This window comes from Neobacillus sp. NRS-1170 (assembly GCF_050468025.1).
The window spans coordinates 1-20621 of the sequence record NZ_JBITPF010000020.1 but is presented as its reverse complement, the minus strand read 5'-3'; the positions used below and the strand labels follow the sequence as shown (position 1 = coordinate 20621).

At 36.9% G+C, this 20621-nt stretch carries 22 protein-coding genes; 17 read left to right on the top strand and 5 right to left on the bottom strand.

Annotation, left to right across the window (positions count from 1 at the left end; all coding sequences use genetic code 11):
* Positions 1–112 precede the first annotated feature (112 nt).
* The gene (locus tag ACIFOT_RS08305; protein ID WP_430063851.1) at positions 113–457 is read left to right on the top strand and encodes a short-chain dehydrogenase; all 345 of its coding nucleotides are present in this window, start codon (positions 113–115) and stop codon (positions 455–457) included.
* Between the two features lie 259 nt (positions 458–716).
* Here the strand turns inward: ACIFOT_RS08305 and ACIFOT_RS08300 are convergent, their stop codons facing one another.
* Positions 717–935 carry a helix-turn-helix domain-containing protein gene (locus tag ACIFOT_RS08300; protein WP_045520125.1) on the bottom strand — a complete coding sequence of 73 codons (219 nt, stop codon included), beginning with the start codon at positions 933–935 and terminating at the stop codon, positions 717–719.
* A 10-nt stretch (positions 936–945) separates the two neighbouring features.
* Positions 946–1434, bottom strand: a complete 489-nt coding sequence (locus ACIFOT_RS08295) for a DUF2975 domain-containing protein (RefSeq protein WP_430063850.1) — start codon at positions 1432–1434, stop codon at positions 946–948.
* A 603-nt stretch (positions 1435–2037) separates the two neighbouring features.
* On the opposite strand from ACIFOT_RS08295, the gene ACIFOT_RS08290 reads away from it, so the two are divergent.
* From ACIFOT_RS08290 to ACIFOT_RS08255, 8 genes are all read left to right on the top strand, one after another.
* Positions 2038–2358 carry a hypothetical protein gene (locus tag ACIFOT_RS08290; protein ID WP_430063849.1) on the top strand — a complete coding sequence of 107 codons (321 nt, stop codon included), beginning with the start codon at positions 2038–2040 and terminating at the stop codon, positions 2356–2358.
* 214 nt (positions 2359–2572) lie between these two features.
* Entirely contained in the window at positions 2573–3397 is an 825-nt protein-coding gene (locus ACIFOT_RS08285; RefSeq protein ID WP_430063848.1) for an MBL fold metallo-hydrolase, read from the top strand.
* Between the two features lie 380 nt (positions 3398–3777).
* A complete protein-coding gene (locus tag ACIFOT_RS08280) occupies positions 3778–3939 on the top strand; it encodes a DUF3934 domain-containing protein (RefSeq protein ID WP_430063847.1) in 162 nt (53 codons plus the stop codon).
* Between the two features lie 329 nt (positions 3940–4268).
* Complete coding sequence (locus tag ACIFOT_RS08275; RefSeq protein WP_430063846.1) at positions 4269–5099, top strand: alpha/beta hydrolase; 831 nt, start codon at positions 4269–4271, stop codon at positions 5097–5099.
* Between the two features lie 156 nt (positions 5100–5255).
* A complete protein-coding gene (locus tag ACIFOT_RS08270; protein ID WP_430063845.1) occupies positions 5256–6443 on the top strand; it encodes an ATP-grasp domain-containing protein in 1188 nt (395 codons plus the stop codon).
* 17 nt (positions 6444–6460) lie between these two features.
* On the top strand, positions 6461–7198 hold the full coding sequence (locus tag ACIFOT_RS08265; RefSeq protein WP_430063844.1) for an esterase family protein: 738 nt from the start codon (positions 6461–6463) through the stop codon (positions 7196–7198).
* Positions 7199–7858: 660 nt separating this feature from the next.
* Positions 7859–8242 (top strand): VOC family protein, encoded by a 384-nt coding sequence (locus ACIFOT_RS08260; RefSeq protein ID WP_430063843.1) that lies wholly within the window; start codon positions 7859–7861, stop codon positions 8240–8242.
* Between the two features lie 126 nt (positions 8243–8368).
* Positions 8369–8803, top strand: a complete 435-nt coding sequence (locus tag ACIFOT_RS08255) for a hypothetical protein (RefSeq protein WP_430063842.1) — start codon at positions 8369–8371, stop codon at positions 8801–8803.
* Between the two features lie 34 nt (positions 8804–8837).
* Here ACIFOT_RS08255 and ACIFOT_RS08250 read toward each other — a convergent pair whose 3' ends face one another.
* Positions 8838–9335 carry an acyl-CoA thioesterase gene (locus ACIFOT_RS08250; RefSeq protein ID WP_430063841.1) on the bottom strand — a complete coding sequence of 166 codons (498 nt, stop codon included), beginning with the start codon at positions 9333–9335 and terminating at the stop codon, positions 8838–8840.
* A gap of 309 nt (positions 9336–9644) precedes the next feature.
* On the opposite strand from ACIFOT_RS08250, the gene ACIFOT_RS08245 reads away from it, so the two are divergent.
* Both ACIFOT_RS08245 and ACIFOT_RS08240 read left to right on the top strand, forming a co-directional pair.
* The gene (locus tag ACIFOT_RS08245) at positions 9645–10436 is read left to right on the top strand and encodes a VCBS repeat-containing protein (protein WP_430063866.1); all 792 of its coding nucleotides are present in this window, start codon (positions 9645–9647) and stop codon (positions 10434–10436) included.
* 206 nt (positions 10437–10642) lie between these two features.
* Positions 10643–11752: a glycosyl hydrolase family 18 protein gene (locus ACIFOT_RS08240; RefSeq protein WP_430063840.1), complete on the top strand. Its 1110-nt coding sequence runs from the start codon at positions 10643–10645 to the stop codon at positions 11750–11752.
* Between the two features lie 105 nt (positions 11753–11857).
* Here the strand turns inward: ACIFOT_RS08240 and ACIFOT_RS08235 are convergent, their stop codons facing one another.
* Both ACIFOT_RS08235 and ACIFOT_RS08230 read right to left on the bottom strand, forming a co-directional pair.
* The gene (locus ACIFOT_RS08235; protein ID WP_430063839.1) at positions 11858–12229 is read right to left on the bottom strand and encodes a VOC family protein; all 372 of its coding nucleotides are present in this window, start codon (positions 12227–12229) and stop codon (positions 11858–11860) included.
* Between the two features lie 107 nt (positions 12230–12336).
* On the bottom strand, positions 12337–13809 hold the full coding sequence (locus tag ACIFOT_RS08230; RefSeq protein WP_430063838.1) for a flavin monoamine oxidase family protein: 1473 nt from the start codon (positions 13807–13809) through the stop codon (positions 12337–12339).
* Positions 13810–14046: 237 nt separating this feature from the next.
* Here ACIFOT_RS08230 and ACIFOT_RS08225 point away from each other — a divergent pair, with 237 nt between their 5' ends.
* The 6 genes from ACIFOT_RS08225 to ACIFOT_RS08200 all read left to right on the top strand — a co-directional run bounded on the left by ACIFOT_RS08225 (position 14047) and on the right by ACIFOT_RS08200 (position 20341).
* A complete protein-coding gene (locus ACIFOT_RS08225; protein WP_430063837.1) occupies positions 14047–14493 on the top strand; it encodes a hypothetical protein in 447 nt (148 codons plus the stop codon).
* Between the two features lies 1 nt (position 14494).
* Complete coding sequence (locus ACIFOT_RS08220) at positions 14495–14719, top strand: helix-turn-helix transcriptional regulator (RefSeq protein ID WP_430063836.1); 225 nt, start codon at positions 14495–14497, stop codon at positions 14717–14719.
* 41 nt (positions 14720–14760) lie between these two features.
* Positions 14761–15459, top strand: coding sequence for a DUF4386 domain-containing protein (locus ACIFOT_RS08215; RefSeq protein ID WP_430063835.1), 699 nt, complete (start codon positions 14761–14763; stop codon positions 15457–15459).
* Between the two features lie 342 nt (positions 15460–15801).
* Positions 15802–17517, top strand: coding sequence for an aromatic amino acid hydroxylase (locus tag ACIFOT_RS08210; protein WP_430063834.1), 1716 nt, complete (start codon positions 15802–15804; stop codon positions 17515–17517).
* 4 nt (positions 17518–17521) lie between these two features.
* Positions 17522–18160, top strand: coding sequence for a GTP cyclohydrolase I FolE (folE, locus tag ACIFOT_RS08205; RefSeq protein WP_430063833.1), 639 nt, complete (start codon positions 17522–17524; stop codon positions 18158–18160).
* Between the two features lie 489 nt (positions 18161–18649).
* On the top strand, positions 18650–20341 hold the full coding sequence (locus ACIFOT_RS08200) for a PucR family transcriptional regulator (protein ID WP_430063832.1): 1692 nt from the start codon (positions 18650–18652) through the stop codon (positions 20339–20341).
* Positions 20342–20621 lie beyond the last annotated feature (280 nt).

Genomic DNA, 20621 nt, shown 5'->3' with positions numbered 1-20621 from the left:
AACGGGTGCAAGAGTTAAAGTAGGAATCGCTGCTGCGATTCCTTTTGTTGTTGTACTAACGCGGCAGTCTAGTGCAATAAGCATTATACTATGCATAAGGAGGTCGATAATAATGCCTGTTCATGATTTTGGAATAATTGATACTATCGAAAATCTGAAAAGAAATATTGGTTACGAACCACAAAAATATAAATGTATTTCTGTTGATGATGAAATTATTAATCACTTAAATGAGCATTTATCTATTATGAGAACCTACTTTCATTCGCTTGAACACCCAGAGTTTGGGTTAGCTTACTGGGGAATTACAATTATTCCACCTGGATCTTTATCAATGTTTTATAATGTGATTACATCTTCAACGATGTATAAAAAATCTGCTGAACTTAATGAGTTAGCTTTTAAAATATTTCAGGCTAAAGAGGAAAATAAATACATGATACACTTTGGAATATAAGCCTTTTTGTTTTTTATCTTATCTAAATTAACGGGTGCTTATATTAAAGAAGGGATGGCTGCGGCTAACGGGTTCCCTTTTGCGGTGCAAACATTGTAAATCACATCACATTTTTTGTCACTAATATCAATGCAATTATCAATGGAATTCTCTAATTAAATAACAATAATAAACGCAGAGAAGGGATAGCTTAATCTCTATCCCTTCATCTTAATTTCACTTTCTAATCCCGTTGGTTGAAGAAAGTTGTTGTCTGTTTTTATTGAGTGTCTTCGTCGCTTTTGTACTCCAAAATATCACCTGGCTGGCAATCCAAAGTCTTACATATCGCTTCTAATGTTGAAAAACGAACCGCTTTTGCTTTTCCATTTTTCAGAATGGAAAGATTCGACATAGTAATTCCAACCCTCTCCGAAAGTTCTGTTACGCTCATTTTCCTTTTTGCCAACATCACATCAACATTGATGATAATCGCCATGATATTCACCTCAGATCGTTAAATCATTTTCTGATTTTATATTAATAGCTTCTTGTAATAGTCTTTGGAGAACAGCAGCAAAAACGGCGATTACCATAGAGGCGAAAATAATGATCAATCCGATTGGTATGAAACTAGGAGGGTCAATTCTTTTCGCCATGAGATAGTAGAGTGGCATACCTAGCAGGTACAAGGTACTGATTGTGAAGGCACAGTATTTTATATTCTTTAAAGCCTTTACCGATAATTCCGAGAACGCTTGGTTCTTATCAATATAGCTTAAAAGTTTAAAAGCTTGATACAGAGCAAAGTAAAAGGGTATCGCTGCCGCGTACATATCGATTAAAACGAGAGATTTCATATAAGCAATATCTGGATACAATTCTCCAGCAAAATTCCCAATCTTAGGCACCAAAAATATGCACAATGCAAGAACAGCAATTCCAACCAGAAAAATAATTACCTTTAAGAAAGTGGTTGAACCTCGTTTAACATTCATTTAAAACACCTCACTTATTTAATGACAACATGATTTTATCATGCGATTTATCGTTTTACAATAAATTAATATTGTTTTTTTATTGTATTATTATTACTACATGAAGTCCTTTGATATACTTGTTTCTTCGATCAAATTCATGAAGGGCATTCAAATATTCCGAGTAAGACTCCGTATCATTCTTTGTTGGTGGTTGAGGAGAGAAAGAGAGAAGCGATGTCTTGAATTCTTTTGAGAGAAATCATCAAGATCTATATAAGCTGAAGCAAGAGAATAAACAGAATTAATTTGTGGAAGAGTCATCTCTTGCTCTCATATAGACGGGCAGCATTCATGTAATAAATGAAGTGGAAATTGAGTAGGTTTGTAAAACATTGTACTTAAACTAACTGGGGCTTATGTTAAAGATGGGATAACTGCGGCGATCCCGTTTTTATATTGTGCTAACGAAGCAGTTGATGAAGGAAAGGGAAACTCGTTCTTGATTATGTAATAAAATTAATGAGTAGTATTCTAATAAAATGCTACTCGTCATAAGATGTATTCAAGAAATATATTGGTAAAAATTAACACATTTTATAATTAGAAATATTACAGGGAGAAGTGAGTATAGCGACAATAAAAAGGGAGTTACCTGACAATTATTATTTATTAGTTGAAGAATTACAAGCACTCTTAAAGAAATTCGGGTGCATAGAGAAAATGCAGTTTTTCGGAGTTAGAGCAATAATTACAGGTAATTATTATTATTGGAAATTAAGATATAATGGACAAAATTTATTAGTAAGGGTTCCTGATCAACCCTATAGCAAGAAAGACAAACACGAAACCTATTTAGTTAGTTTCAGTAACTTTTTTAAAATTTATTGGTATTTTTCACCAACAAGGGAATTAAGGGAAATCACGATAACTGTTAAGGATTAACCGCTTATCAGTTTTTATCTGAAATGAATTATTATAAAATTGATGCTAAATTACTAGATTAAAGAAATACCGATAAAAGTAATCTTATTAGTAATCTCAAAATATTTCTTCTTCAACTTACGGGTGCAGTTTACTTGAAGAAGGATTAGTGGATTGTTAGGTGAATTTTAAAAGAGAGTAAATAGGAAGTGAATAAGTAAAGGAGAGATATTTTTTGAAAAACTTTATTTGTGAAACTTGTGGAGTTCAGTATGAGAGTTCAATCGAAGCACCAAAACAATGTTTGATTTGCGAGGAAGAAAGACAATTTGTTAGTTCCAAAGGTCAGGTGTGGACCACATTAGAAAAGCTGATAGAGGTGGGTACATATAGTAATATCATTAAGCTCCAGGAAGAAGGATTACATAGCATAAAGACTAATCCAAGTTTTGGAATCGGACAGACAGCTTATCTTGTACAAGATAAAAATTACAACTTATTGTGGGATTGTATTACATATATTGATCAATCAACCATTTCACATATTAATAAATTAGGAGGAATTGATGCTATTGCCTTATCACATCCACATTATTATTCTAGTCAAGTAGAATGGGCTGAAACATTCGATGCTCCAATTTACATACACGAAGATGATAAAGAATGGGTGACTAGAACCAGTGAGAAAATCATTTTTTGGTCTGGAGAATCTCTAGAGTTGCAGGAAGGTCTTACCCTTCAAAGAATTGGAGGACATTATAAAGGCGGTACTGTTTTAGAGTGGAAAAATGGAAGCAGTCAAAATGGAATTTTATTGAGTGGAGATATAGTACGAGTGGCGGCTGATCGTAAATGGGTGAGTTTTATGTTTAGTTATCCTAACTTCATTCCTCTGCCCAGTGTAACAGTTGAAAGAATTGCAGATAGGGTAAATGATTTTACATTTAATCGATTATATGACGCATTTAATCTGATTATTAGAGAAGATGCAGATTTGGTGGTTCAAAGGTCAGCAAAAAGGTATATTGAAGCACTAAATGGAACATTATTTAATACTTAATTTACTAATTTATTAGGAAAGCTTGAAGAACTTATGAATAAACTTTTTCCTCAAATTCAGTTACCTATACCTACCTGAACATTTAAAAGTAAAGTTAGTAAATATAGATGACAAGGGGAACAAATCATATTCTTCAATTAACGAGTGCTTGAGTTTAAGTTCTGAGCTGTCACAGTGGCAGCTCTTTCTTGTTGAACTAAAGGGCGGTTTAGTGAAAAAGGGAAATTCAGTGAAGTCGATATTAGTTTATTGTTTCTACACAATAGCATGTGTGACTGGAAGGATGTTATTTATTGCAATATGTTTGTTTAATAACCGAGTAAAATGATTAAAACTAACCAGATAGGTAACTAAACCTAGAATAATAATGGGGTGATTTTATGAGTAGAGCTAAAGGAAAAGGTGGAACAGGGAGAGGAACAGACAAGAAGGGTTGGAATCGTTGGCAAGCTAGTGCAAACAAAAAAAAGAGTGCAAAACCTTATATAAGTAAAGGAACAAAAAAAACGGATGTTGAAAATGACCACACGAGCAATAGTTAAAGTCACTTAACCGAAATATAGCGAATACTGAATAAATACAATTATTTAATGACCCAACGTGTTCGAGCTCCTTTAAAGGAGATATTATTGGATTAGCTGTAATTGTAACGATTTTTTCAATAGAAGTTCAGTTGAGGAAATTAAATAAAACAAACCAAATGATAGTGAATTGTTAAAAGATATAAAGAATAAAGAATGAATAATTGAACTAATGGATGCAAGAGTTAATATTGAGCTGCCAAATTGGTGGCTTTTTCTTATTTTTTTATTGTGAACATTAGATTTATTCAGTATATTTAATGTAATATCAAAGGAGCGAGGAAGGTAAAATGAATCAATCCTATTTTTATTTAAAACTAGAAACACATCAATTACATATGTCTTATAAAAATGAAGTACGTCGCGTGCGTGTTTTATTGCCGAAAAATTATGATAAAGATGAGGCTGAAAATTATCCAGTTGTCTATATGCATGATGGACAAAATGTTTTCTACAGTAGTGAATCTTATAGCGGGTATTCATGGAAAGTTATTCCGGCAATTAAACAAAACCCCGATTTACCGAAGATGATTGTTGTTGGGATAGATAACGCTGGACAAGATCGAATTAATGAATATACGCCTTGGAAAATTACTGAAAGCCCACTTCCTGAAGATATTGAACTAGGCGGAAGAGGCGCGGAGTTTGCTGAGTTTGTCATGACGGTCGTGAAGCCGTTTATCGATAAGCATTACCGAACTAAATCGGATAAATATCATACAGCGATGATTGGCAGTTCACTTGGAGGAAATATTTCCGCTTTTATGGGTATTGAATATAAAGATCACATTGGTGGTTTAGGCATTTTTTCATTAGCCAATTGGATTACAAGTACAGCCTTTGACAGTTATATTGCTAGACAAGAGTTGGATCCTGAACAACGCGTGTACATTCAAGTTGGGACTCAGGAAGGCGATGATGCCGATCGTCAATTGATGTACGGTAATATGAAGCAGGCCTATATCGATTGCTCGCTTAAGTATTATAAACAAATGATAAAAGGCTCTGTTCCAATTGATAGCATTCGTTTAAATATTTTTGCGGATGAAGAACATAATGAAAAAGCTTGGGCAAAACACTTGCCAGAATGTTTACGTTTCTTAAGTGAGAAGTGGTCTTGAATGAACTGAATAATTATATTTGACTGAATTAAATCATGGGAGAAATCTATCGCTTTTTTTAATATTTTTGGAAATTTAGATTGATTTTAAATTGAAATAATTGTACCTTAGTTGTGAAAATAATGAATTTTTTGATTCTGAGAGAGGAGCTTTTTTATGAATTATATTTTGATATCACCATATTATCCAAGTAATTTTCAGTCATTTGCTCATCGTTTAAAAGACTCAGGTGTCAATGTTTTAGGAATTGGCGAAGAGCCATATGACCAATTAGGTTCCGAATTACAAAACGCTTTAACAGAATATTATCGTGTGAATAATTTAGAAGATGTAGATGAAGTGAAACGTGCTGTTGCATTTTTATTTTATAAACATGGTCCAATTGACCGCATTGAATCCAATAACGAATACTGGTTGGAACTTGATGCGCAGTTGCGAGAGCAATTTAACGTGTACGGCAATAAAACGAATGACTTGAAAAAAGTTAAGTATAAATCTGAAATGAAGAAGCTGTTTAAAAAAGCAGGAGTGCCTGTTGTAGAAGGAAGAGTCGTTAAAACTAAAAAGGAGTTATCTAAAGCCATTGATGAATTAGGACTGCCAGTTATCGCTAAACCGGATAATGGAGTTGGATCAGCTGCAACCTTTAAATTAAGTTCAGAAGAGGATGTACGTCATTTTGAAGATGAATGGGGAGAAGTACAAGTGTACTTCTTAGAACCATATGTCGAAGGAGGCGTGCTTTGTACATTTGATGGTTTAGTGGATCAGAAAGGGAACATTGTTTTCCAAACAAGCTTTACGTATAATGTGCCCACTCTGGAACTCTTTAAGGGTCAGTTGGATTTAGCTTATGTGATTCAAAAAGAAATTGATCCTAAGCTCGAAACTTATGGAAAGGCGATTGTTAAAGCTTTTGGCATGAAAGAACGCTTTTTCCATATTGAGTTTTTTAAATTAGAAAATGAGGATTATGTTGCACTTGAATACAATAACCGCTTGGCTGGCGGCTACACGATTGATATGTACAATTTCGCATACTCCATTGATTTATTTGCTCAGTATGCTTCTCTTGTGACAGGTGGAGAATTTAAGGAGTCCGATGCCGAAAACCAGTTTTGTGTCGGTATAACACAGCGTGATGCGTATGAGTATAAACATGATACGAATGCTATTTATGAACGATTTGGCGACCGTGTGAAGTTTGAACAGCGCATGCCAGATGCGTTTGCGGAACTCCAAGGAAATCAATTTTATGCGATTAATGCAGATTCGCAAGAAGAAGTGGATGACATTATCCGTTTTGTACATGAACGAAAAAATTACAGCATTGCAAACGTATAAGGATAGGGGATTTTTCTATGCATATAGAACAGTTAAGCCATTGGAGTGGCGAATTAGGACGTGAAATGCTGTTGAACAGATATGGACACAGTGGCATGCCAATCGTAGTTTTTCCTTCATCTGGGGGGACCCATACTGAATACTATGATTTTGGAATGATTGATGTGTGTCATGACTTTATTGAATCCGGAAAAGTCCAGTTTTTTACATTGGCTAGTATAGATAGCGAAAGTTGGCTGCACGACTCAAAACCGGCACATGACCGTGCATTAGCTCATGCGGCATATGACCGTTATGTGATTTCAGAAGCTATTCCATTTATTAAACATAAATCAGGTTGGTTTGATCCCATGATGACAACGGGGTGTAGTATGGGGGCATATCATGCGTTGAACTTTTTCTTGAGACATCCGGATGTCTTCCAAACAACCGTTGCACTTAGCGGTATTTACGATGCGCGTTACTTTTTTGGGGATTACGGAAATGATCCGCTTGTATACGAAAATTCACCGAGTGATTACATATGGAATCAAAATGATGGCTGGTTTATTGATCGATATCGTTCAGCAGATATCATTATTTGTACCGGGCTGGGTGATTGGGAACAGGATGGGCTGCCTTCATACTTTACATTAAAAGAAGCCTTTGAAGAAAAGCAAATTCCCGCATTATTTGATGAATGGGGCGAAGATGTTTCGCATGATTGGATTTGGTGGCGACGCCAAATGCCGCATTATTTAGGAAAATTATTTTAATAAAATGTCAAAAAAACATCAGTACGGTTGAGTCGCTGGTGTTTTTTGACTGGGGATTTATTGATTTTTAGGTAATAAATAATTGATGTCGTATTAAAAGTAGCAATAAAGTGGTAAAAAACACTTATATGTGGTGATAAAAGGCAATTAAATACCAATATAGTATCGTCGTTAAAAGAAACCCATATTAATATATTATAGACAATATTCTCACAAACATAAAAATCATTTAATATAAAAATAGACACCTTCGGTGTCTATTCAGGGGACAAAAACCCCACTATTTATAAGAATTTTGGCTACTGAAAAAGAAGAGGTAGTTTGCTAACTACAAAAGAAGTGGAGAATTTCCACTTCTTTTTATTTTTGTTTCTTGTTACGTTTTTTAAATTTGACTACCCCAATAATAGAAATTGAGATTGTGAAGGAATGTACTTACACTTACCGGTGCGTTTGCTGAACAAGGAGATGAAAGTATGCAGCTTTTTTTTCCAATGGAACAAATGGAGAAGGTAATTGAATACTTGATTTCGAAATACTGATTAAAGTGTTATGATAAATTCTGAAAAAGACTTTTACCAAATGTAGGGGTTGTTTTGCTTGCAGTCAGATTGTTATCAGACCACTATACATAGCAAATCTTAAAGGAGGCAAAAATATATGAAAATCATTGTTACCAGTTTATTCGTTCAAGATCAAGACAAGGCACTGGACTTCTATTCAGAAAAGCTAGGTTTTGTAAAAAAGCATGACGTTCCCGTAGGAGAATATAGGTGGATAACGCTTGTTTCTCCGGAGGACCAAGAAGGTACCGAGCTTTTGCTCGAACCGAATAACCATCCAGCCGCCAAAGAGTATCAAAAAAAGATATTTGCCGAAGGAATCCCTGCAACAATGTTTGGCGTTGCAGATATTCGTAAAGAGTACGAACGGTTATTGGAAAAAGGCGTGAAGTTTACAATGGAGCCGACAAAAATGGGCGAAATCACAATAGCTGTTTTCGATGATACATGCGGCAACCTTATTCAGATTATGCAGAAGTAACGTTTTGACGAAAAAGTTATCCCATAAAGTGTTTTTATTAAAAAAACAACTTTATGTTAACCCTGGCCTAATTTTAGGACAGGGTTATACAATTTTAAGGTTTAATAGTTACAGGAAGTGATAATTTTGGTCGTTTATTATTTAATGCTGCTACTTGGATTCTTATTTATAATAGGCGCAGTAATTGCCTTAATTGTTATGTTTGGTACTAAAGACTTTCGATTATTAAATGTAGGTAAATACCTTGGAATTTTATGTTTTGGTGTTTTCCTTTTAGCGATTACTCTCCCAAGCCTAAAATATGTTGTGCTAAAGAAATATGATGTCGTCAGTGGGAAATGTGTTATCGAAATAGATTCATCAGGTCGTTCTCCTGAAGCGGACTTTAAAATGCTCAATACAGATGAAATATATTCTTTCAGAGATATTCCTGCACTTGATGCTTATGGAAAATCAATCCCTTATTTTTGCAAAGTGACAGTTACAAAAGACCATATGTTTGAAATTAGTTATAAAATATTTGATGTCAAAACACGAAAGTTAATACTAACAAGTAAATAACATATGACCGAAACCGTTAAGGTAATTTGCTTTTTTATTTTCCGCCAAACGTTTTTGCTAGATGCTTGCTTTGTTCTCTTCGGAGCTTTCTGGTAATGGACCGTTCTTTTCCGGTATTAAACAAATAGTGCTCTTCCTCTGTTTCGGGATTCACAGTAGGCACAGGGGCCGGCCGCCCTTCTTCATCTAACGATACAAAGGTTAAAAACGAAGTCGCCGCCACCCGACTTTCCCTTGTAAAGTAGTTGTCTGCTGTTACTTTAACAAACACTTCCATCGAGGTGTTCCCGGTCCAAGTGACAAACGCTTCTAATGTGACTGCATCTTGAAGGGTAATCGGGTGTAAAAAATCGACCGAATCGGTACTTGCGGTCACAACGGGATTTCCGCAGTGTTTGATAGCAGCAATACCAGCAACGCGGTCAATTCGGCTCATCAGAGCGCCACCGAAAAGAGTCTGGTGCGGGTTTGTGTCGTTTGGCAGGACTCCGTCTGTTTGAATTGTTCTAGATTCACTGCAAGATTTTTTCATAAATATAAGTTCCTTTTCTCACTGATTGTGGTTTTTTCCTATTATAGCATAGAATGCCTCATGACGATTCTCGTGGTTCAATTGACATTAGTAGAAATGCGATGGAATGCTCCTCGAAATCCCACATATAAATCTAAATGGATACTATTTCGACAGGTGGGGATGCAGTTGGGCACCAATGATTTCAATAAAGAGCTCCATCACTATTACACAAAAATACGTGAAGCGAATCATCCTTTTTATTGGTACTGTTTGGCTAATACGCAGGCAAAAGCTGGATTAACAAATGAAGCACTGCAAACGATTGATATGGCTTTGTCATTTCCAAATCCTTATCCTTCAAAACACAAACTTTTAGAAATACGGGCAGGTCTGCAATCTGCTGATCAAAGTAAAATGCGCACCAACAGTCCCTCAGTCATGACGGTAAAGAGGGGCGATATCGACGGAGACGGGATAAAGGATAATGTTTTTCTAACTGCGAATAAAACCCCTGATAGTCCATTTTGGAAAGATATCACCTTGGTTGTCCAAAATGGAAGAACACATAAATATGAATATATCACTTTTAAAAATAACGCTGGATACAATCCTACTCTTTTTCTGGGTGATTTTACTGGTAAAAATGGCGATGATATTTTAGTGATCATTGATACCGGAGGTAGCGGCGGTACTATTTACGCGTATATTTTTTCATCTATTAACGGTCAAATAAGACAGATTTTTGATTCGGATACATTCAATGAATCCTATAAGTATGATGTGATATATGAAAATCAATACAAAGCACAGGTGACCAGTTATCATCTCAAACAAAAGTATATTCTTGACCTTGCCTACAAGGGGAAGGAATATCTATCAGAAATATATAACCCACAAGGTATTTTGAAAGCTCCCATTAATGGCTGGGTTAATCCTTTGGCAGCCTTATATCCAGTTGATATAAACAGGGACGGGATATATGAACTGGCAGCGCATCAAAGGATAGCAGGAAGGTACAATGCTGACAGTCTTGGAGAAGTGCAAACCGTGTTGAAATGGAACGGCCAGATGTTTGCTCCTGAAAGGCAGACAGTGGCTACATTTGGCGGGGAAATGTAAAAATTGGAGGGATGGATTTATTAATATTTGCAGTGTTTATGAAGGACTAGACTCTCTATTGGATTTTCGAATATTTAATACCTAAAAAACTGCTAGAAATTATTCTGGCAGTTTTTTTGTGCGTTCAGGATTTCCACATATGGAGTGAATAAGTTCCAACCTTTCTCATCAACTTAAGAAATATACAAATTAAAAGGAGGTGTATTATGGCGAAAAATTGTTTTCGGTCATTCACCATCATTTCTTTATGCATAGCATTATTACTAATGTCATCCTGTAACCAGTTACAAAGAAAAGAAGTATCCAAAAAGAAGAAAACTCCTCGTGAAGTATTAGGCTTTTATACGGAGCAGGAAGGTACGTATCCAGGGTCTCAAGCTACAGTTAACTCACAATTCAAAAGTTTAAGCGTCATTGCTCCCTTTTGGTATAAGCTTGATGATAAACGTCCAGGCAGTCTTATTGATTCCGTTACAGCAGAACATAAGAGAAAGGTTATTCAGAGTGCTCATAAAAAACACCTGAAGGTATATATGGTTGTACATAATCTCTTTTATGAAACCGTTGAGAAGGGCAAGCAGGCAGCGAGTAATGTACTCCATAACGATAATAACCGCAATGTTTTCATACAGAACTTACGCAATGAAATGAATCAATTTAAATATGACGGAATTAATATTGACATGGAAAACTTGTATTTGACTGACCGAGATTCCTTTAGTCTGATGATAAAAAATTTGTCTGATGCACTAAATCCTGATGGAAAGGTAGTTACAGTTTCCGTCCCGGCAAACACAGGTGATTCCCGTGCTAATCCCTGGTCACCATGGTTTGATTACGAAAAGCTTGGTCAATATTCAGATGGTTTAATGATAATGACATACGATGAACACAACCCTAGAACAAACCCCGGGTCAACAGCATCAGTCGAATGGACAGAAGCAACGATTCGATATGCTTTGAAACATGAAGTTCCACCATCAAAAATTTTACTCGGTATCGCTGGTTATGGATGGGACTGGGATACGACAGCCGCAGCCAAAGCCAAGTATAGTTCCTATAAAGAGTTAATGGGTCAGAAAACAAAATATAAAGCAAAAATTATATGGGACTCCCGTTCGCAAACGCCTTATTTCAGTTACGTCGATGAAAAACATCATAACCACCAGGCTTGGTTTGAGAATAGCAATAGTCTGCGGTTTAAGCTAAACCTTGTAGAAAAATATAACTTGCGGGGAATCGGGATTTGGCGGCTCGGCTTAGAAGACCCAAAGTACTGGACGACCATACCAGAGAAATTAAAAGTAAAAAAGTGATGGAATGGTTATCCAGTATTTATATAAAAGAAATAACTCAGTTCACCATGAACTGAGTTATTTTATAGGCAGTTTGTAGTTCCTTGTTTTGTCATTTCCTTTTTATTATCTATGTTGATCGACAAGAATTTGATTTCCATCAGGGTCTTCAATGGTGAAATATCCTGGGCCTTCAGTGGAATCATCTGCTTCAGTTAACATTGTTATTCCGTTTTCTTTTAGTTGTTTTTGTAGTTCCCGAACGTCGGTAAACGATTCAAGATTTTGAGCATTTTCGTTCCATCCTGGATTAAAAGTTAAAATGTTCTTTTCAAACATGCCTTGGAATAGCCCAATAATGCAATTTTCATTCTTCATAATAAGCCAATTTTGGGTAATATCCCCTCCAAGGTCTTGAAATCCAAGCTTTTCGTAAAATGACTTTGATTTATGAATGTCTTTTACAGTTAAAGATACAGAAAACGCACCTAGTTTCATATTTTTTACCACCATTTCAAGAATATTAGTAAGTTGTTTTTAAAGATTAGTTAAGATTAGTATAAATGAGTACATTGAAATAAACAATATTTACCATCCGACCCGTTTTATTTTGGCAAGTGATTGACTTCATTTGCAACTCTGATACCAGACTCAATCGCTCCTTGCATCCACCCGTGGGTAAGTGTGGTATGCTCACCTGCAAAGTGGACTCTACCTTCAGGTATAGGGATATAGGGGAAAAGTTCGTGTTCCTGACCAGGCTTAAAAGTCGCTAGTGCACCACCAGCATATGGATTATCTACCCAGCTATAGGACGTTCCTGAAACAAACTCTGAAAACACTTGGTCTCCGAAAATGACGGATAAGTTCTTTAAAGCAAAGTGAATTCGGTCTTCGTTGGATAAACCATTCCAAGTCAAAGCCTCATCCGCCCACGTATAACTTGCCAAAACCACAGCCGGACCCTTTGTTCCAATCCCCTGACTAGGGTAATACGTGTAACGAATCGGCAGGTCCGTTATCGATTTACCACCAAATTGATTTTCTTTTTCCCAAAACCTGCTTTTAAACTCGATCCCTACTTTCGTCGCAGCCATATAGTTCAGTTCACGAATCGCTCTCCGTTTATAATAGGAAAAAGAATGGAAGGGCTCCACTTCAACAAAACGTAAGACGGTAAAAGGGATAGTTATGATGGCAAGATCACTTGTTATAGAGGATTGTTTTAAGGTGTGTGAATGGTTTGAATGGATGGTTACACGATTTGGTTGTAGAACAATTTTCGTCATCCTTTGAAAGAACCATATATCATCTTTTAATTGAGGCAAAAATGCCCTAGGGAGCAGGTCCATTCCACCCGTTATTTCATAGAAACGATTTGTGCTGAAGCTCGCCGATTCGCGCAAAACTTCCAGAAATGACATCCCCATATAGGCTTCATAGTCAAGAAGTAAACCAATCATATCAACCGCACCAGATGAAAAAGTGGTTCCATATTGATAATGGTAAGACCTTAAAAATGTACCTAGCGAGTAATCTTTAAATTCTTTTTCGATAAGTGGCCAATTTTTTAAAGGATCTTTGTTGATAAAATCGATAATTGGCTGCATCGCTAAATTTAACAGATCCTCGGCGCTCTTGCCTCTTTCATTCCGGTCAACAGGGAAATTTAGAATCCCTGGATTACTTTCAAAAATGTCAAGACGTGTTTTGATTCCATTGAGGTAAAGAATATCGACTGGAGTCCGATTGATAAACTCGTTTAGGGTTAAACCGAATTTATAAATATACTCTAAAGTTAAAAGATGAGTATCAGGGATTCGCATAGGACCAATATTTAAATAAAGCCCATTGCTAAAAGGGGAACGTATTGTCGCGGCACGTCCGCCCACATAACTAGTTGCTTCAATAATCCTTACTTTGTGCCCTGCTTCCTTCAGTAGAGAAGCAGCAACAAGTCCAGCTAATCCTGCACCGACAATGGTAATGGTCTTAGGAAATTGAGACTTTGGCAGTCCATTTCTAATGATGCTAATCATATGTTGAGGAGTTAATTTAATATTTGTGGAATTAGGCATCCAATCGCCCCTAATGAAAAAGATTAATACATTGTATTCACTTGTAGGGATGCCTATGTTTTAAAAGGTTTTTTTGACAGGTGCGTGCGGCAGAAAAATACTGGCTGGAACACGGTCCTATAAGGTAGTGTCCGGCATATTTAATGTCATCTTTACATAACTTGATGTAAACTTTTTTTTACATTATGCATATAATACTTTACCCGATGTAAAAGTGAACATACAGGAGGTGTAATTTTGACCTATCAAGAAAAAAAGAGCATCGTATCAGTGATCACCGTTATTCTCATTTTCTTCTCATTTTGGTTATACAAGTACCCTCAGCATCCCGAGGGCGGACTGGAGTCGCCAGAAACCTTTCGCTATTGGGGTTCCTTCGTCCTCCAATTAACTTTGGTTTCAATCGTCGTGCACATCATTATCAGCATTATTTTTAATATCGTCTTTAGAATAACTACCAGAGAAAAGGAACCTACATTTGCTGATGAACTGGATAAGTTAATTGCCTTAAAAGCGAGCCGCAATTCTTTTTTTGTTTTTATCATAGGCTTCCTTCTTGCAATGGCATCACTGGTCATTTTTCAGCCGTCACAGGTGATGTTCATGACCTTGATTATTTCAGGGTTCCTATCAGATGTGACAGGCTCAGTTACGAAAATTTATCACTATAGGAGAGGAGTCTAACATGGGAAAAAATCTTGTCGGCAATCACATTCGAAAATTACGGTTCAACCATGATGAAATGACACAGCAGCAGCTGGCTGACAAGGTAGGCGTGACAAGACAAACCATCGTCGCTCTCGAAAAGGGGAAGTACTCCCCATCCCTGGAACTGGCTTTTCGCATTGCTCACGCCTTTAACTTACCTTTGGAAGAAGTCTTTTTTTATCAGAACAACACAAAGCAATAAGCTTGAATGTGTAGGAATTTATCCAGAGAGGGCGATGAAAAATGAATTCAAACAAGAAAGCTGCAAGAATTGTGGGCGTACTGTTTATACTTGCTGCCGTTACGGCAGTAATCGGACTTATTTTATACGATCCCTTACTTAATGGTCCTGATTACTTGATTAATGGTTCCAAACATGCCAACCAGGTGATACTGGGAGCGCTTATGGAGCTAATTCTTGTTGTCTCAGCAGTTGGGACTGCCACTACCATGTTTCCAATTTTAAGAAAGTATAATGAAACGATCGCTCTTTGGCATCTTTGTTTCAGGTTTCTTGAAGCAATTATCATTACTGTAGGTGTAATCAGTATGTTGTCCCTAGTGACCTTAAGTCAGGAATTTGTAGCTGCAGGAGCCCAGGATCCCGGTTCATTTCAAACATCAGGTATCGTATTAAAAGCAATACATGCCTGGACATTTATGCTTGGTCCCCTTTTCATGCTGGGCATAAATACGATGATGTACAGTTATATATTTTATAAATCCAAGCTCGTTCCCAGGTTTATAGCTATTTTGGGGATGACAGGGGCAACTCTTGTTTTTATTTATGGCTTGTTCGTAATGTTCGGTGTTATTGAACAAATTTCTGTTTGGAGTATTTTGTCGCTGCCAGTTGCAGCCAATGAAATGATTTTAGCCGTATGGCTACTGGTGAAAGGATTCGATGAATCTGCACTTGCTTCCATATCTTCAAAAAAGTAAGCGTTTATGAAAAGTTATTTTAAAAAAACATTTGACAAGATATCAATTTTCCTTGTATTTTATTAATATACTTTAACACTTAAAAGCGTTTGAGCGTTTAAGTGTGTTAGTGAATATTAATGCCTAGCATTCTAGTAGTACCTTCTTAACAGCCAATAGAGACCGGACGGGTGGTGAAAGTCCAGGTGAGAAGATGTGCGAATTACACATGCAGCATAATGGGCTATTTTTTTGAGAGTGGACCTGATTGGGTCAAAAAGGGTGGTACCGCGGAGAGTTTCTTCGTCCCTTATGTGGGATAGAGGACTCTCTTTTTTATTTTTCAACAAGGAGAGACAGCAAATGAAATCAACTGTTACAAAAATTCCGAAGCATTTACAAAAATATGTAGTGAATCAGCAATATGAAAAATACACAGCGATTGATCAGGCTGTTTGGCGTTATGTGATGAGACAAAATCATCATTTCCTAAAAGAATCTGCCCATCCAGCATACACTGGTGGTTTAAAATCATCCGGTATTTCTATTGAAAAAATTCCAAATGTACATGATATGAACGACGCACTTTCACCTTTCGGCTGGAGCGCTGCAAACATTGATGGATTCATTCCTGGAGTTGTTTTCTTCGATTTTCAGGCGCATGGCGTTTTACCGATTGCTTCAGATATTCGGAAGCTGGAGAATATTCAATATACTCCTGCTCCTGATATTATTCATGAAGCGGCAGGACATGCTCCCATTTTAGTAGACGAGAAATTCTCGGAATATGTAAAACTATTTGGAAACATTGGCTCAAAGGCACTTGCCACAAGCGAAGAACATGAATTGTTTGAGGCAACCAGAGCATATTCCAACCTTTTAGAAACCGGTACAGCTACCGATGAAGAGATTGCTGCAGCAAAAGCACTTTTTGAAGAAAAACAAGCGAATGTCACCGAACTGTCAGAGGCAGAGCAAATTTCCAGACTGTACTGGTGGACGGTCGAATACGGGTTAATCGGGACTATGGAGGAACCAAAAATTTATGGTGCGGGTCTTCTGTCTTCTGTGGCGGAAGGAAGAAGCAGTCTAACGGATTCGGTCGAAAAACGGCCATTTGATTTACAGAATGTAATTGAAACCGGCTTTGATATCACAAAGCCTCAGCCACAATTGTTTGTATGTGAAAGCTTTGAGCAGTTAATTGAGGCGGTTAAGGAATTTGCAGGCAAAATGGCTTTCCATAAAGGCGGGACTGAAAGCCTCGAAAAGGCACTCCGCTCGAACCATACGGCGACAATCCAATATGATTCTGGCGTTCAGCTAACTGGAACAGTAAGTACCATTTTAAAAGATTCGAACGGTGAGGCTATTTACATTCGAACAAAGGGGCCATCGGCTTTAGCCTATAATCATAAAGAACTGCCAGGACACGGCAAGGGAAGACATGGAGATGGATTCGGTGCCCCGATTGGAAGATTGAAAAAATCCACATGTCCGTTAGGAGAAATAGAAATAGGAAAAGAGTACACGCTTCAATATGAAAGCGGTGTGACCGTGACAGGAATTCCTCAGCAATTCCTTCGTGAACAAGACAGGATGCTCGTTATTTCTTTCGAAAACTGTACCGTTTCATTCAACGATGAGATCCTCTTTCATCCGGAATGGGGCATGTTTGACTTAGTAGTAGGAGAGACAATTACCTCTGTCTTTGCCGGAGCGGCAGACTCCGAACAGTTTTACGCCGATATGGAGAGTTTGGAACAGAAGCCATGGGTGCAAAGAGAAGAAACAACTCTTGAGAAGCTATACAGTAAAGTAAGGGCATTAAGAGAAACGGTCATGAACCATGAAGATAGGGAAGAAGGATTGAAAAAAGTATTCGAGAAACTTTCCGCTGATTTCTCAGAGGATTGGCTGCTGCGCGTGGAAATCTTTGAGCTTATGGAACAATATAATGTGCTTTCTTCTTGGAAAAATATCCTCCTTCAACAGTTGGTCGGAATCCAAACGCTTCATCCGGAATTCCCGGAATTAATCCAAAGAGGATTACGGTTAGCGAAAGAGAAAGGACTGTAAAACTATGTTTATAAAAGAGATAGAGTCCATTTCTAGTAAATTTCCTGGAATGATTGATGATCCATACTCTATTGACAATCAAACCAATGTTCAGGTTACTAAGATATTGTCAGCCCTTAGAGATCTGATTGAATTATGCGGGGATGATCCTTATCGGGATGGCCTCGAAGAGACACCATATCGGGTGCTAAAAGCATTTCTTGAGTATACGGAAGGAAACCGGGAAGATCCGAAAACCCATTTAGAGAAAACGTTTGATGTAAATCATAAGGAACTTATTCTGGTGAAAGACATTGAATTCCATTCTCTTTGCGAGCACCATTTTGCGCCTTTTTTCGGTGTAGCCCATGTAGGTTATATCCCCAATGAAAAAATAACAGGACTGTCTAAATTGGCACGCTTAGTGGAGGGATATGCCAAGAGATTTCAGGTACAGGAACGTCTCACGAACGAAATTGCCGAGGCAATCGAGGAAATTCTTCAGCCAAAAGGGACGATGGTCGTCATTGAAGCGAAACATATGTGTATGTGTGGAAGAGGGGTAAAGAAATCGAACGCTTCCACTACTACCACCTCTACTCGTGGCGTATTTGCTGAACAATCAGATGCCAGGGCTGAGTTTTTATCATTGTTACAAAGATAAATGAACAAACGATACAAAAAACAGCAATCCAGAGAGAAAAGATTGCTGTTTTTTTTTATTAAAAATAGTCTTTGAGACTCTGTATACCATTTTTTTAAGAAGTCTTTAACTTAAACGGTAAAAATTGAAATAGAAGCTATCACATTAAATGAACCAAAACATATAAGAAAACGGTGAATCCCCGGAGATTTCCGCTTGGTAAAATCCTTTCCATTTAATCCGAAAGTCATGGATTCATTAAAGATGAATACGTCCTTTTTCATACGATTTGCCTCTCCTTACTGCCTACAACACAACTAGTTGCCAATTTACTGAATAGTGGGTATTTGTTAGAATGAAGAAGGAAAAATAATGCATAAAACATTTTGAAAATTCACAAGCAGTTGAGGAACTATCATAATCCAATACTATACATCTAGAAAATCTATTCAAAAAGCAACATAGCTAGCAATCATATTGGTAATAGATTCTAGCAGATAGGAGCCTTCTATGAGTTTAACGGTATATGATATTTTAAAGTTAGATATTTTAAAGGACGCCAAGGTGGTAGCTGGCGGTGAATTCGTAAAGGACAAAGTGGTTCAATGGGTTTCTGCGATGGAAATGCCGGTCGAGAGCTTCGTCCGCAAGAACGAATTGGTTCTCACGACGGCAATCGGGTGCGGCCACAATCTTGAGGAATTTGAGGAATTTGTTCAGGATGTGATTAATTCAGAGGCAACTGTTCTTGGGGTGGCTCTAGGAAGGCATATTTTTGAAATTCCAAAGGAAGTCATTGAACTCGCCAATCAGCATCAATTCATTTTGATAGAACTGCCGTGGGAAGTACGCTTTTCGGAAATCACTGAAGCGGTAATGTTTGAATTAAATGATATCAATTATAAAGAGAGTCGCAGATCAGAGAAAGTTCAGCAGGAGCTTTTAACTTTAATTCTTAAAGAAACAGAGCTTACTTGTATTGCCAACTATTTATACCAGCATGTTGGATATCCTGTTATTATTACGGACCAAATTGGAACCATTCAAGCACAAAGTGAAGAAATCCCCCATTTTCTCGATAATTGGCGGGAGTATATGGTAAAGGGAATCATCCCAGCTAGAAAACCAATGTCATTATCTTCACATGACCCAATGATTCAAAAAATCCAAACGATAAAAATTGAAGATTACTGTATCTTGCAGCTTCCGGTTATTCAAGTATCAGGCAATACTCAAGACTTTTTATTTGTTATCCTTCCTTCAGATATCTCGCTGGAACATTTTTTAACCCAGTTTACAGTCAATATATTAGAGCATGCAGTGACAACCATTGCACTTTGGTTTTCAAGGAAAAATGCTGTGGAAGAGTCAAAGTTACTGCTTCACACATCATTTATTAAAGAGTTGATCAATGGGGAATTTACTTCTTTAGAGCAGGCGGATTCAAGAGCAGAAATAGTAGGTTATAATCTTAAAGTTCCATATATTAGCATTATTGGTGCACCAGAAAATTTGAAAACGCTTTTTCAAAAAAGGAAGTTGGATGTAGGAGCCTATCCGCTTTGGTTAGAGAGCATGATTCATTATATAAAAGAAGAAATTTATTACGCGGCACAGTCTTTAAATAAAGAAGTCATGATTACATTTCAGGAAGATCAGCTATTGGTTTTTCTAGAAATTTCGTTAGAAAATAAAAAAGAAGGCGTTACAGACTTTTTAGAGCTGGTTGACCGTCGTTTAAAAAGTTTATTGCCAAAAGTGGTCATTTCTTGGGGAATTGGAAATTATAATGAGGATATTCTAGGTTTTAAGGAAAGCTATCAAAATGCCAAGATTGCCTTGAATATTTGCAGAAATAAGAAAGGGATTGGGAATCGGGTTATGTATGAAAATACCCGGATTGACCGGGTGTTACTAAGTCTCTCCCAAAACCAGGAAATGAAAGAAATTATTATGTCTACCGTCGAACCTCTGGTGGAATATAATAAGCAGCGTAATCTTGATCTAATCGATACCATCAGTACCTACAATCATTATCAAGGAAATGTAAGTCAAACAGCTAAAGCTTTATTTTTACATCGTCAATCCTTACTATACCGCTTAAGAAAAATCGAAGAGTTAACAGGTCTTTCACTTGTTGATCCAGATGATTTGTTTTTATTAGATTTAAGCATTAAAACCTGGAAAATGGGCTGCTGCTAGTAACTGGTTAAACGATATGTAAATTTCATCATAAACCAATAGAGAAAATCGAGCTAAGAGATATCATTTGTCTCTTAGCTTTTTTTTCAACAATTAAAAGATATGAAAACTTATTGTTAAAATTGTATGAAAAATGGAGGGTTCATATAGTCAGTTTTGACAATTGATATCTAATTGGAAGGGACTTAATATTTAAATAAAAACTTTGTTAAATGTTATTGTTGATTTTGACACTCTGTTGATTGGAGCGGAAGGCACGAAGACTCCTGCGGGAGTACGG